We start from the raw sequence: 11,504 nt of genomic DNA, 5'->3' as shown, positions 1-11,504 counted from the left end.
CTTCTCTTATTGGTGGGGGGCGAGGATCAACCGCTCATCCTCTTTGAAAAAATGCTCATCGCAGTTGTTGCCTGTGCCACTGCGATCAACCACCAGGAAGTCATCCCGCTTTTCGATCGTCAGCACCGGGTGGTGCCAGACGCCGCGATGGTAATTGATGCCCTGCCTGCCGTTGGTGACGAAGGCGCGGACCAAGCCTGATACAGGTACATCGCCAAGTGGCGCGACCACGATCAGAAAGGGGTTGCCGAGCAGCGGAATGAAAGCCTGGCTGCCCAGCGGATGGCGTTCCAGCATGCTCACGGTCAACGGCATGTCCTGCGCGTCGGCGCGGAAGATGCTGATGATCGCGTTGTCCTCAGGCGTAGCGGTTTCGACCGTCGCCAGTTTGTGGAAGCGCATGGTCGAACCGTTGTTGATCATGAAGTGGTCGCTGCCGTCGGTTTCGATCACGTCACCGAAGGGGGCGAAGGCTTCTTTGGTCAGCGGTTCAATCTGTAGTGTGCGCATGCTGTTCTTTTCCGAATTCTGTGTTGTTCAACTTTTAAGTGCGTCTTGCGCGATCCCTGTAGGAGCTGGCGAAGCCTGCGATCTTTTGATTTTGCTTTTAAGATCAAGATCAAGAGATCGCAGCCTGCGGCAGCTCCTACAGGCTCAGCATTACTTCGCGACCTTGCCGAGCACGCGCAGGCGGCTCACACCACCATCCGGGAACACGTTCAGGCGGATGTGGGTGATCGGGCCCAGTGCCTTGACCTGCTCGACGAAGGTGTGTTCGGCGTGCATTTCCAGTTTCTGGCTCGGCAGCAGTTCGCGCCAGAACAGCGACTGGGTTTCGATCTGGCTGTCGGTGCCGCCTTTGACGAACGCGCCCTGGATCGAGCAGGTGTCCGGGTAGTTGCCCTTGAAGTGCAGGGTGTCGACGATGATTTTTTCGATCTCGCCCGGATGGCCCAGCGCGACGATCACCCAGTCATTGCCCGGCGTGCGACGACGTGCGGTTTCCCAGCCGTCGCCCATGTTGATGCCACGGCCCGGGTTGAGGATGTTGCTCATGCGGCCGAAGTGTTCGTCGGAGCAGGCGAGGGCGCGGCCGCCGTTGAGGGCTGCTGCCAGGTCGACTTGCTCGTTGTCGCCCACCGCGGACCAGTCGCGGAACGGAATGCCGTACACGCGCAGACGGGCGACGCCGCCGTCCGGGTAGATGTTGAAGCGCAGGTGACTGAACGCTTTGTCGTTGCTGATTTCGTGGTAGTGGTGGCTGTTGCCCTGCAGCTCGACGGCCGACAGGACTTCAGTCCACTGGGTGTTTTCGTCCGGTTCGCCCGAGGCCAGGAAGCATGCTTCCAGCGAGGCCGATGGCGGGAAGTTGCCGGTGAAGAATGAAGTGTCGATGTCCACGCCTTTGATCGAACCCGGAACGCCCAGGCGGATCACCGCGCTGTCGTAGCCTTCGAAGCGCTTGCGACGCGATTCCCAGCCGTCCATCCACTTGCCGTTGTCGTCGAACACACCCTCCTTCCACACGGCCGGGGTCGGCTGAAACAGACGATTGGCGTCTGCGAACCAGTCATCGGTGACCGAGATGATTTTGGTGCCCAGGCGGGCATCGGCCAGGTTGACGAACTTCTCGAAAGGTACGGCGTAAGCTTTCATTCTTCTTGTCTGCCTTTAATAAGTTGGCTGGGGATGCTTGCAAGGCCCTGGGCATTCTCCGCGTCTGACATGCTCGGGCCAGGCTTGCTAAAGAGTCAGTAAACGGAACAGGGCGATCTTGTTGATCTCCGCCAGCGCGCATTTGAATTCGGTGTCGACCGAGTTGTGAATGCGCGTTTCGAACGCCGCGAGGATCTGATGCCGGTTGCTGCCTTTTACCGCCATGATGAAGGGAAACTTGAACTTGGCCTTGTAGGCGTCGTTCAGCTCGGTGAAGCGCTGGAACTCTTCGGCCGTGCATTGGTGAATACCGGCGCCAGCCTGTTCATGGGTGCTGGCTTCGGTCAGTTGGCCCTGGACGGCGGCTTTGCCGGCCAGGTCCGGGTGAGCATTGATCAGTGCCAGTTGACTGGCGTGATCGGCGCTCAACAAGATGTCGCTCATGCGCTGGTGCAGGGTTTCGATCTCGTCGATCGAAGCGTCCACGCCCAGGTCGTAAGCCTTCTCGGCCACCCATGGCGAATGTTCGTAGATGTCGGCGAAGGCTTTGACGAAAGCGTCGCGGCTCAGGGTCGACGGTTGCAGGGTTTGAAAGCGGCTCATTTAGCGGCCCCTTGGTACGGATGGGTTTCGTGCCAGTGACGCGCGATGTCGACGCGACGGCTGAACCACACCTGTTCATGACTTTTGGCGTATTCGATGAAGCGCTTGAGCGACGCCAGACGCGCCGGACGGCCGATCAGGCGGCAGTGCAGACCGATCGAAAGCATCTTCGGCGCTTCGGCGCCCTCGGCGTAGAGCACGTCGAACGCGTCTTTGAGGTATTCGAAGAAGTCGTCGCCCTTGTTGAAACCCTGCACCTGGGTGAAGCGCATGTCATTGGTGTCGAGGGTGTACGGGATCACCAGGTGCGGCTTGCCGGTCGGGTTGTTCGGTTCCCAGTAGGGCAGGTCGTCGTCGTAGGTGTCGCAGTCGTAAAGGAAACCGCCTTCTTCCATCACCAGGCGCCGGGTGTTCGGGCCGGTGCGGCCGGTGTACCAGCCCAGTGGGCGTTCGCCGGTGAGTTCGGTGAGGATGCGGATCGCTTCGAGCATGTGCTCGCGTTCCTGCGCCTCATCCATGTACTGGTAGTCGATCCAGCGGTAGCCGTGGCTGCAGATCTCGTGGCCGGCTTCGACCATCGCGCGGATCACATCCGGGTGGCGCTGGGCAGCCATGGCGACGGCGAAGATGGTCAGCGGAATGTCGAATTCCTTGAACAGTTTCAGAATCCGCCATACGCCGGCGCGGCTGCCATACTCGTAAAGCGATTCCATGCTCATATTGCGCGCGCCTTGCAGCGGCTGGGCAGCAACCATTTCCGAGAGGAAGGCTTCGGATTCTTTGTCGCCGTGCAGGATGTTGCGCTCGCCGCCTTCTTCGTAGTTGAGTACGAAGGACAGCGCGATGCGCGCGTTGCCCGGCCAGTGTGGGTGAGGAGGGTTACTGCCGTAACCGATCAGGTCGCGTGGGTAGTCAGCGCTCACTGCAGTCTTCCTTCTTATTCGTTGACAGGTTTGTGTAACGGCCTGCGCAGGCTGGCGTCACAGCGATGGGCTGATTGTATACAACTTTATTCGCAATTTGTAAGCCTGAATTTTCGCATTTTTCACCGACTGTCATCTTTTGCTGCTAATGGCGTAAGCCTGCAAGAAACCTGCCTGATCAGTCAGCTAATGGCTGTGAGGTTCAATACTCAGGCGCCTGAGGAGCAGATCAAGGTGAAACACCCGAATGGCGGGGGTGGTGCGAAAAATGTCGTTTTTATTGTGTACAATTTTTTTGAAAAGTGTCTTAATCAGTCGCTCGCCGCAGCTTTTCGTGCTCCGAATCGGTGCGGTCTCCTTTTTACCTGACTTCGGGAGGCGCGAAGTCTGACTGCTCTTTGCGGCCAGGCGCGCAGAATCAATGGGACGTTTGACAACACACGTTTTGGACGCTGCACACGGTTGCCCGGGCAGCTCGATCAAGGTCGAGCTGTACCGCGTTGAAGGTTCGCACCTGGAATTGGTCGCCAGTGCCGTTACCAACAGCGATGGTCGGGTCGATGCGCCGCTGCTGCAAGGCGATGACTACCGCACCGGGGTTTATCAAGTGCAGTTCCACGCCGGCGATTACTACCGCGCCCGTGGTGTGCAACTGCCGGAACCGGCGTTTCTGGACGTGGTGGTGCTGCGTTTTGGCATCTCCGCCGAGCAGGATCACTACCACGTGCCACTGCTGATCTCGCCTTACAGCTATTCCACCTACCGGGGCAGCTGACCCCCAAGCAGCTGCCCCCACCGGGAAGCGACTGCGCATATAGCTTCTTTGGTCTTTCGCCCGCTCACACTGCGGGCTTTTTTTCGTCTGCCTTAAAGTCAAAAGATCGCAGCCTGCGGCAGCTCCTACAGTTTGGAATGCAATCCCCTGTAGGAGCTGCCGCAGGCTGCGATCTTTTGCTCTTTAACGGCTCAACAGCGACGCAGCGCCCGCACCACTGAACAACCCGGCACTCACCCGGTTGAACCAGCTCTGCCCCTTGCCGCTACGCAGATAGCGCGCCGCACCATGCGCACCCAGCCCGTAAGCCAGTTTGCAGCACAGGTCGAGCACCACCCAGGTCGCGATCATGATCAGCAGTTGCGGCAGGAACGGTTGTTGCGCGCTGAGGAACTGCGGCAGAAACGCGGCGAAAAACAGAATGTCCTTTGGATTGCTCGCGCCCAACACAAACGCCCGACCAAACAGGGTGCGAAAACGTGGCACCGGTGCGGCCTGCGGCACTTCGGCGCCCACCGCTGGCTGACGCGATTGCTGCCAGCTCTGCCAGGCGAGGTAGAACAGGTACAGCGCACCGACGATTTTCAGGGCGCTGAACAACTGTTCTGACGCCAGCAACAGGGCGCCCAACCCCAGCGCCGACGCACTGAGCAGGCAGATCGAGGCGATCACGCCGCCGAGAAACGCCGGATAAGAGCGGCGCAAGCCGTAATTCAGACTGTTGCTGATCATCAGCAAAGACAGCGGCCCCGGAATCAGGATCACCACCAATGCAGCGCCACTGAACAGCAGCCAGGTTTCCAGACTCATCACTTTGCTCCTTTTTTGTTGTACTCAAGAATGTGCAAAGCCCCACCCGCGAGGGTGAGGCTGGTTTGACGCTTGAACCGCGTGACGCTTACAAGAAGATGAACTTGGCGATGAAGATCGCGCAGAGCACCCACAGGCTGACGGAAATTTCCTTGTACTTGCCGGTACCGGCTTTCAACGCCACGTAGGTGATGAAGCCCAGCGCAATGCCGTCGGCGACCGAGAAGGTCAGCGGCATCATGATCGCGGTGACGATCGCCGGGATGGCGTCAGTGGCTTCATCCCATTCGATGTGCGCCATGCCGCCCATCATCAGCATCGCGACATAAATCAGTGCACCGGCGGTGGCATAGGCCGGAATCATCCCGGCCAGCGGTGCGAAAAACATCGCGGCTATAAATAGCACACCCACGGTGACTGCGGTAAGACCAGTCCGACCACCAGCCGCTACGCCAGCGGCACTTTCCACATAGCTGGTAACAGGAGGAACACCGACCACCGCGCCGAAAACACTGGAGGCACTGTCGGCTTTCATCGCGCGGGAGAGGTTTTCGATACGGCCGTCAGCGTTGACCAGATTGGCGCGTTGGGCGACGCCCATCAGCGTGCCGGCGGTGTCGAACATGTGTACGAAAAGGAAAGCCAGGACCACGCTGATCATGCTGACGTTGAACACGCCCGCGACGTTCATCGCCATGAAGGTCGGCGCCAGGCTCGGCGGGGTCGACATGATGCCGGAGTAGTGCACGATGCCCAGGCCCCAACCAGCGAGGGTCACGGTGATAATGCTGATGAGGATCGCGCCGAACACCTTGTGGTAACTGAGGATCGCGATCATCAGGAAGCAGATCGCCGCCAGCAGCGGGCCGGGTTCACGCAGGGAGCCGAGTTTGATCAGGGTGGCCGGGCTGTCGACGACGATACCGGCGGTTTTCAGACCGATCAGCCCGAGGAACAGACCGACACCGGCGCCCATCGCAAAGCGCAGGCTGACCGGGATGCTGTTGAGCAGCCATTCGCGAATCCGCGAGAAGGTCAGGATCATGAACAGCACACCGGAAACGAACACCGCACCGAGCGCGGTTTCCCAGTTGTAGCCCATGGTGCCGACCACGGTGTAAGTGAAGAAAGCGTTGAGGCCCATGCCCGGCGCCAGGCCCACCGGCCAGTTGGCGTACAGGCCCATCAGCAGGCAGCCGAGTGCGGCGGCGATGCAGGTGGCGACGAAGGCTGCACCGTGATCGATCCCGGCATCGGCCATGATGTTCGGGTTGACGAAGATGATGTAAGCCATGGTGATGAAGGTTGTCAGACCGGCAATCAGCTCGGTCTTCACCGTGGTGCCATGCAAGCTGAGTTTGAAGATGCGCTCCAGCACGCCTGTGCGTAAGGGCGGCGAGAGTTCCAGCGTCGATGCTTCGGATTTGCGGCTTTCCACAGCGAGTACTCCTCAAGAGTTTTATTGTTATTTCCAGGGCCGGACCCATGAGGGGTGGCAGCAGCCCTTTGAGGCATACGCGAATTTGTTGACCATGCGGTCAGGAACTCGCACGCAGTGGATTATGCTTTTGTGTACAAATAAAGCAAATATTGTTTTTGGTTTTGTTTACGAAAGGTCAGGCGATAGGGATATATCGCCCTCAGAGGCCCCATCGCTGGCAAGCCAGCTCCCACAGGTTTTGTGTACACCACCGATCATTGTGGGAGCTGGCTTGCCAGCGATCAGGCCGGATCAGTCAATCGAGATGTGACTGAGTGCTCCCAAGCGCAATGTTCACCGCTAACCACCCATTCACCGCCGCCTCTCCAGCCTCGGCAAACACCCGCTCGAGCAACTTCACCTGCTCACGGCGCAACGCCTGCTCGAACTTCGCACCCTCTACGGTCAGCTCCAGCAGGCGCTTACGCTTGTCCGCCTCCGACGCCACGCTGTCCACCAAGTGCATTTCCTGCAGCTGGCGCAACGGCATGTTCAGCGCCTGCTTGCTCACGCCGAGCAATCCCAGCAACTCCTTCACGCTCAAATTCGGATAACGCGCGATGAAAAACACAATGCGCTGATGCACCCGGGACAGGCCGCGACGTTCGAGCATTTCGTCGGCCTTGGCGGTGAACGCCTGATAGCCGAAGAAAAACGCTTCCATCGCCTGCTGCTGGCTGGCGGGGTTTTTAAGGTCAAGCATGTTGACGTACTCGCTCAAGCTGTCGTAGTTTCAGTCAACCAGTTTGACTCATTTTCTCCAGCCCTCGCTACCGGTGACTCCCATGGCTTTTTCCGAACGTGTTTCGCGCCTTAAAAGTTCTCTGATCCGTGAAATCCTCGCCGCCGCCCAGCGTCCGGAGGTGATGTCGTTTGCCGGTGGCCTGCCCGCCGAAGCCATGCTGCCGAAAGTCGAATGGGCCGACATGCCGCTGTCCCTCGGCCAATACGGCATGAGCGAAGGCGAGCCGGCGCTGCGTGAAGCGCTGGCGACGCAGGCGCGAGCGCTGGGTCTGGCGTGCACCGCGAGTCAGGTGCTAGTGGTCAGCGGTTCCCAACAGACCCTCGATCTGGCAGCCAAGTTGTACATCGACAAGGGCACCGAAATTCTTCTGGAAGCCCCGACCTACCTGGCCGCGTTGCAGATCTTCCAGCTGTTCGGCGCCGAGTGCCTGACCGTGCCACAAGAGTCCGACGGCCCGAACCTGGCGCAGCTACGCAGTCGTCTTGAGCAACACCGCCCGGCATTCATCTACCTGATCCCGACATTTCAGAATCCATCCGCCGTGCGTTACAGCGAAGCCAAGCGCGCTGCGGTCGCCGCATTGCTGGATGAATTCGGCGTGACCCTGATCGAAGACGAGCCGTACCGCGAACTGACGTTCGATGGCGGCAGCGCCAAACCGATTGCCGGGCGTTTGAAGAAAGCCAGCTGGATCTACACCGGCACCGTGTCGAAAACCTTGCTCCCGGGTTTGCGCGTCGGCTACCTGATCGCCAGCCCGGACCTGTTTCCGCACCTGCTCAAACTCAAGCAATCGGCGGATCTGCACACCAACCGCATCGGCCAGTGGCAGGCATTGCAATGGATCGGCAGTGAAAAATATCAGCAGCACCTGGGTGAGTTGCGCGGCTTCTACCGGCAGCGCCGCGATGCGTTTCAAGCGGCGCTGGAAACGCATTTCTCTGATCTGGCGGACTGGAACGCCCCGCAGGGCGGGCTGTTTTTCTGGCTGACGCTGAAGCAACCGCTGGATACGCGAACGCTGCTCAACGAGGCGCTGGCCAATGACGTGGCGTTCATGCCGGGCGAGCCGTTCTTTCCCGAGCCGGATAAAAACCTCGGGCACCTGCGTTTGAATTTCAGCCACATCGACCCGGCGCGACTGGATGAAGGGTTGAAGCGGTTGGCGGCGGTGGTGAGGCAGGCGCAACTAGACAAAGCAGCCTGAAAAAAATAAACCGGCTCGAGGGCCGGTTTATTTTTGTCTGAGTAATGTGTTGTTCTTGCGGCCCTCATCGCTGGCAAGCCAGCTCCCACAGGTTTTGTGAACGCCTCAGGTCACTGTGGGAGCTGGCTTGCCAGCGATGGGGCCATAAGCAACACAACATCAATATCAGACCGCCGCAAACCGCTTATCCAGATAATCAATAATCACCTTGGACTCATACATCCAGGTCGTCTGCCCATTCTCTTCAATGCGCAGGCACGGCACCTTGATTTTGCCGCCCTGATTCAGCAGGGTCTGGCGATCCTGTTCGTTGTTCTTCGCGTCCTTCAGTGCGACCGGCACATTCAGGCGACGCAGGGTGCGGCGGGTTTTCACGCAGAACGGGCAGGCGTGGAACTGATACAGGGTCAGGCCTTTGGCGGCGGCGTTGACTTGCGCCTGTACTTCGGCCGGGCGCTGCTTCTTGCCCGGGCGAGTGATGAAGTCGATGAAGATGATCAGTTGGCCAAGGCCGACACGAAGCGCTTTTACGAACACGTTGAAAGCCTCACGGTGCAAAGAGAGAAGGGCGCGCAGCTTACCCGATTTTTCACGGACGAAAAAAAACCGGCGATCAACGCCGGTTTTTTCTGCAGCCGATTACTTGATCAGGCTGAGGAACTCGCTGCGAGTCGCCGCGTTTTCGCGGAACTCACCGAGCATCACCGAAGTGATCATCGACGAATTCTGTTTCTCGACACCGCGCATCATCATGCACATGTGCTTGGCCTCGATCACCACGGCCACGCCCAGCGCACCGGTGACTTGCATCACTGCATCGGCGATCTGGCGGCTGAGGTTTTCCTGGATCTGCAGGCGGCGGGCGTACATGTCGACGATCCGCGCGACCTTCGACAGGCCCAGCACTTTGCCGCTCGGAATGTACGCGACGTGCGCCTTGCCGATGAACGGCAGCAGGTGGTGTTCGCACAACGAGTACAGCTCGATGTCCTTGACCAGCACCATTTCGCTGTTGTCGGAGCTGAACAGGGCACCGTTGGTGACCTCTTCGAGCGTCTGTTCATAACCGCGGCAGAGGTACTGCATGGCTTTGGCGGCACGCTTTGGCGTGTCGAGCAGGCCCTCGCGGGAGACGTCCTCGCCCAGTTGGCCGAGAATCGCGGTGTAGTTCTGTTCCAGTGTCACAGGGGCTGATTCCATAAGGGTTTCAGAGGGGTACTGTTTCTGTCTGTACCAATTTTGTACCAATCAAGCTGTTTTCGAGCTTACCGAGTTCACCCCAGTCAGTGCTGGAATTGATCCATCGGGCGTAAGTCGATAGCAACATCTGAACGCTATGACCGAGCTGAGTGGCAATAAACGCAGGGTTCATACCCGCCATGAGGCACATGGTAGCGTATGTGTGTCGGCAGTTGTATTGCCGGCGGGCGCGAATCCCCAATTCGGTCAGTGCAGCCTGGAAGTGTTTGTCGGTCACACTCGATTGTTGAATGAACTCGAAGTTCTTCGTCGGCGGGAACACGTAGGGCGATTCGGCGCGTTTGCGGCGGCTCTGCAAAGCGCGTTGTTGCGCCTCCAGCTCGGCCTGCTCTAGGGCGTGCAGCGCTCGGCTATTGAGCATGACCTGGCGTACGTTCCGGGTTTTTGTGCGCTCCTCGATCTTGTAATCCGCGACGATCCGACACACGTTGACCAGTCGCTTTTCCTTGTCGACCTCTTCCCAGCGCAGTGCCGCGATTTCGCTGGGGCGCATGCCGGTGTAAAACGCGAACTCGAAGTACGCAGCGTAGATCCGCATCGAATGGGTCAGCGTCTTATATAGGTGATCGATAATCTGGTTGGCCTCATCCACGGTGAAGGGATCGATGGGTTTCTTGGCCTTCACCGGCAGCTCAATGGAATCCACGGGGTTACGGTTGATCAGACCGTCTTTTACCGCGGTACCGAACACCGTGGTCAGACGCTGGATCGCCGCACGCTTCACGCCCGGTGTCGGCCATTCGGTATTGGCCACCACCTTGCGCAGCATCACTGACGTGATGCTGTCGATGGGAAGCATTGCCAGATACGGCATCCAGTACAAATTGAGCGAGCCAAGGTAGTTCTTGCGTGTCCCGGCCACGATCTCGCGACTGTTGAGCCACTCCTGGGCGTACTCCCCGAAACGGGGAGTCGCCGAGTAGTTGGCATAGGTGGAGTTGGGGAACAGTTCGGCGTAGCGCTGATCATCCAATACGCCATGCTTGATGAGGCTGGTTACGTTAGCGCGTAGGTCGGCGGCAGCCTTAATCCCCTTCGGCGTTTGGGGATAGGGGAGGGTTTCGCAACGGCGTTGCCCGTTCCAGGTGAAGCGAATGCGGACGGACTGCCCAGCAAATTCAACTCCGGTGGGCAATCCCATTGGCTCTCGAGCCATGCTTCGTATCTCCTCAGACTGTAATAAATGCGGCTATCGATGGTGTTCCAGACACCTTTGGGAATGACGCCTCGGGCGCGCTTGCCTTGGAGCGCTCGGCGGGTGGTGCCGACCAACTCGGCCATCTTGTCTTCTGGGATCTTGTCCAGGTGATAGGTTGGGAGCGATGAGTCTGCATCGTCATCAGCGGGCGTATACCCCTCAGCAAGCTGCGCGACCGGGCGTTGCTGAGCGGTCAGCGTTGCACTGTTTGTCGCTGCCCGGTGCAGCTTTTCTTGGGAGGGAAGTGCCTCGGTAGCGGCTTGAGGTGCGCAGCAGAGACTTTTTATGTCTTGAGTGTCGACGAGCGTGCTGTCGCAGAGCAACGCGGTCGATAATCGTGCTCGCACGTAAGATTTCTCGCCGCCTTGCTCTGAGATCCGATAATGAGTGGGTCCGAAGTAGGAGAGTGTGCCGTTCATGCGGCCTCTCCCTTATTTGCAACCCGCAGAAGGTCTGCCATGGCCAGCGCTTGGTCGCGCAGGACTCTGGTTTCGCGTTCGAGTTTTTTGCCCGTGCGGAAGGCGGCGAATGTCTCGGCGGCGATCCGGAGCTTGTCTGCGATGTCGAGCAGCGTTTGGCGTTCGGGCTCGCCGAGTGCTAGCGCTTGCTGGAGACGTTTGCTGAATTGCGCCAAGTGAGCGTGGTCGGCCTTGATGAAGTCGAGCGAGGCCCTTAACTCGCGAATGGTCTTGGCGCTTTTGGCGCGCTGAATGTCGTCGCTTTCTTTCATACCGGCGGACATACCGTCGTTGTGGCCCATGAAGTAGCCGGCCCAGACAAGTAACCCGGCTAGGGTGATCAGGGCTATGAGTGCGCAGATCTGAATTGCGGTCATGTGCTGTGTACC

The 11,504-nt window shown here is 59.0% G+C and carries 14 protein-coding genes; 2 read left to right on the top strand and 12 right to left on the bottom strand.

All coding sequences use genetic code 11. The features are described from left to right. Nucleotides 1–6: 6 nt before the first annotated feature. The 4 genes from KVQ82_RS20975 to puuE form a co-directional block, all read right to left on the bottom strand. Nucleotides 7–510: an ureidoglycolate lyase gene (locus KVQ82_RS20975; protein WP_041068829.1), complete on the bottom strand. Its 504-nt coding sequence runs from the start codon at nucleotides 508–510 to the stop codon at nucleotides 7–9. A gap of 150 nt (nucleotides 511–660) precedes the next feature. Beyond that, a complete protein-coding gene (gene alc / locus KVQ82_RS20970) occupies nucleotides 661–1,656 on the bottom strand; it encodes an allantoicase (RefSeq protein ID WP_222015609.1) in 996 nt (331 codons plus the stop codon). An 87-nt stretch (nucleotides 1,657–1,743) separates the two neighbouring features. Then, nucleotides 1,744–2,259: a 2-oxo-4-hydroxy-4-carboxy-5-ureidoimidazoline decarboxylase gene (gene uraD / locus KVQ82_RS20965; RefSeq protein ID WP_041068835.1), complete on the bottom strand. Its 516-nt coding sequence runs from the start codon at nucleotides 2,257–2,259 to the stop codon at nucleotides 1,744–1,746. After that, nucleotides 2,256–3,182, bottom strand: coding sequence for an allantoinase PuuE (gene puuE, locus KVQ82_RS20960; RefSeq protein WP_039769896.1), 927 nt, complete (start codon nucleotides 3,180–3,182; stop codon nucleotides 2,256–2,258). Before puuE ends, uraD begins: the two co-directional genes overlap by 4 nt. A gap of 421 nt (nucleotides 3,183–3,603) precedes the next feature. Here puuE and uraH point away from each other — a divergent pair, with 421 nt between their 5' ends. Then, the gene (gene uraH, locus KVQ82_RS20955; protein ID WP_007913983.1) at nucleotides 3,604–3,957 is read left to right on the top strand and encodes a hydroxyisourate hydrolase; all 354 of its coding nucleotides are present in this window, start codon (nucleotides 3,604–3,606) and stop codon (nucleotides 3,955–3,957) included. Nucleotides 3,958–4,140: 183 nt separating this feature from the next. Here the strand turns inward: uraH and KVQ82_RS20950 are convergent, their stop codons facing one another. The 3 genes from KVQ82_RS20950 to KVQ82_RS20940 all read right to left on the bottom strand — a co-directional run bounded on the left by KVQ82_RS20950 (nucleotide 4,141) and on the right by KVQ82_RS20940 (nucleotide 6,950). After that, on the bottom strand, nucleotides 4,141–4,767 hold the full coding sequence (locus KVQ82_RS20950) for a LysE family translocator (RefSeq protein ID WP_003223174.1): 627 nt from the start codon (nucleotides 4,765–4,767) through the stop codon (nucleotides 4,141–4,143). An 88-nt stretch (nucleotides 4,768–4,855) separates the two neighbouring features. Further along, entirely contained in the window at nucleotides 4,856–6,205 is a 1,350-nt protein-coding gene (locus KVQ82_RS20945) for an NCS2 family permease (RefSeq protein ID WP_041068843.1), read from the bottom strand. A 298-nt stretch (nucleotides 6,206–6,503) separates the two neighbouring features. Beyond that, nucleotides 6,504–6,950 (bottom strand): MarR family winged helix-turn-helix transcriptional regulator, encoded by a 447-nt coding sequence (locus KVQ82_RS20940; RefSeq protein WP_222015599.1) that lies wholly within the window; start codon nucleotides 6,948–6,950, stop codon nucleotides 6,504–6,506. 82 nt (nucleotides 6,951–7,032) lie between these two features. On the opposite strand from KVQ82_RS20940, the gene KVQ82_RS20935 reads away from it, so the two are divergent. Beyond that, the gene (locus tag KVQ82_RS20935; RefSeq protein WP_222015597.1) at nucleotides 7,033–8,199 is read left to right on the top strand and encodes a PLP-dependent aminotransferase family protein; all 1,167 of its coding nucleotides are present in this window, start codon (nucleotides 7,033–7,035) and stop codon (nucleotides 8,197–8,199) included. 165 nt (nucleotides 8,200–8,364) lie between these two features. On the opposite strand, the gene KVQ82_RS20930 is transcribed toward KVQ82_RS20935, so the two are convergent. The 5 genes from KVQ82_RS20930 to KVQ82_RS20915 all read right to left on the bottom strand — a co-directional run bounded on the left by KVQ82_RS20930 (nucleotide 8,365) and on the right by KVQ82_RS20915 (nucleotide 11,492). Then, nucleotides 8,365–8,736, bottom strand: coding sequence for a glutathione S-transferase N-terminal domain-containing protein (locus tag KVQ82_RS20930; protein ID WP_108184371.1), 372 nt, complete (start codon nucleotides 8,734–8,736; stop codon nucleotides 8,365–8,367). Nucleotides 8,737–8,838: 102 nt separating this feature from the next. Next, nucleotides 8,839–9,384, bottom strand: a complete 546-nt coding sequence (folE, locus tag KVQ82_RS20925) for a GTP cyclohydrolase I FolE (protein WP_019826593.1) — start codon at nucleotides 9,382–9,384, stop codon at nucleotides 8,839–8,841. Between the two features lie 22 nt (nucleotides 9,385–9,406). After that, complete coding sequence (locus KVQ82_RS20920) at nucleotides 9,407–10,555, bottom strand: site-specific integrase (RefSeq protein ID WP_260688125.1); 1,149 nt, start codon at nucleotides 10,553–10,555, stop codon at nucleotides 9,407–9,409. Beyond that, the gene (locus KVQ82_RS31655; RefSeq protein ID WP_260687693.1) at nucleotides 10,456–11,076 is read right to left on the bottom strand and encodes a hypothetical protein; all 621 of its coding nucleotides are present in this window, start codon (nucleotides 11,074–11,076) and stop codon (nucleotides 10,456–10,458) included. The genes KVQ82_RS20920 and KVQ82_RS31655 overlap by 100 nt, the downstream gene beginning before the upstream one ends. Continuing rightward, nucleotides 11,073–11,492: a hypothetical protein gene (locus tag KVQ82_RS20915; protein ID WP_222015593.1), complete on the bottom strand. Its 420-nt coding sequence runs from the start codon at nucleotides 11,490–11,492 to the stop codon at nucleotides 11,073–11,075. The genes KVQ82_RS31655 and KVQ82_RS20915 overlap by 4 nt, the downstream gene beginning before the upstream one ends. Between the last annotated feature and the right edge of the window lie 12 nt (nucleotides 11,493–11,504).

Source organism: Pseudomonas sp. AO-1 (genome assembly GCF_019775695.1).
Lineage (GTDB): Bacteria > Pseudomonadota > Gammaproteobacteria > Pseudomonadales > Pseudomonadaceae > Aquipseudomonas > Aquipseudomonas parakoreensis.
Note: the sequence above shows the minus strand (reverse complement) of the source record. Positions and strands in the feature narration are given on the sequence as shown.

Excerpts from the sequence above, each read along its gene's own strand:
- KVQ82_RS20975 (WP_041068829.1), bottom strand. The coding sequence starts at position 510 with ATGCGCACACTACAGATTGAACCGCTGACCAAAGAAGCCTTCGCCCCC.
- KVQ82_RS20950 (WP_003223174.1), bottom strand. The coding sequence starts at position 4,767 with ATGAGTCTGGAAACCTGGCTGCTGTTCAGTGGCGCTGCATTGGTGGTG.
- KVQ82_RS20935 (WP_222015597.1), top strand. The coding sequence starts at position 7,033 with ATGGCTTTTTCCGAACGTGTTTCGCGCCTTAAAAGTTCTCTGATCCGT.
- uraH (WP_007913983.1), top strand. The coding sequence starts at position 3,604 with ATGGGACGTTTGACAACACACGTTTTGGACGCTGCACACGGTTGCCCG.
- KVQ82_RS31655 (WP_260687693.1), bottom strand. The coding sequence starts at position 11,076 with ATGAACGGCACACTCTCCTACTTCGGACCCACTCATTATCGGATCTCA.
- uraD (WP_041068835.1), bottom strand. The coding sequence starts at position 2,259 with ATGAGCCGCTTTCAAACCCTGCAACCGTCGACCCTGAGCCGCGACGCT.
- alc (WP_222015609.1), bottom strand. The coding sequence starts at position 1,656 with ATGAAAGCTTACGCCGTACCTTTCGAGAAGTTCGTCAACCTGGCCGAT.
- KVQ82_RS20915 (WP_222015593.1), bottom strand. The coding sequence starts at position 11,492 with ATGACCGCAATTCAGATCTGCGCACTCATAGCCCTGATCACCCTAGCC.
- KVQ82_RS20940 (WP_222015599.1), bottom strand. The coding sequence starts at position 6,950 with ATGCTTGACCTTAAAAACCCCGCCAGCCAGCAGCAGGCGATGGAAGCG.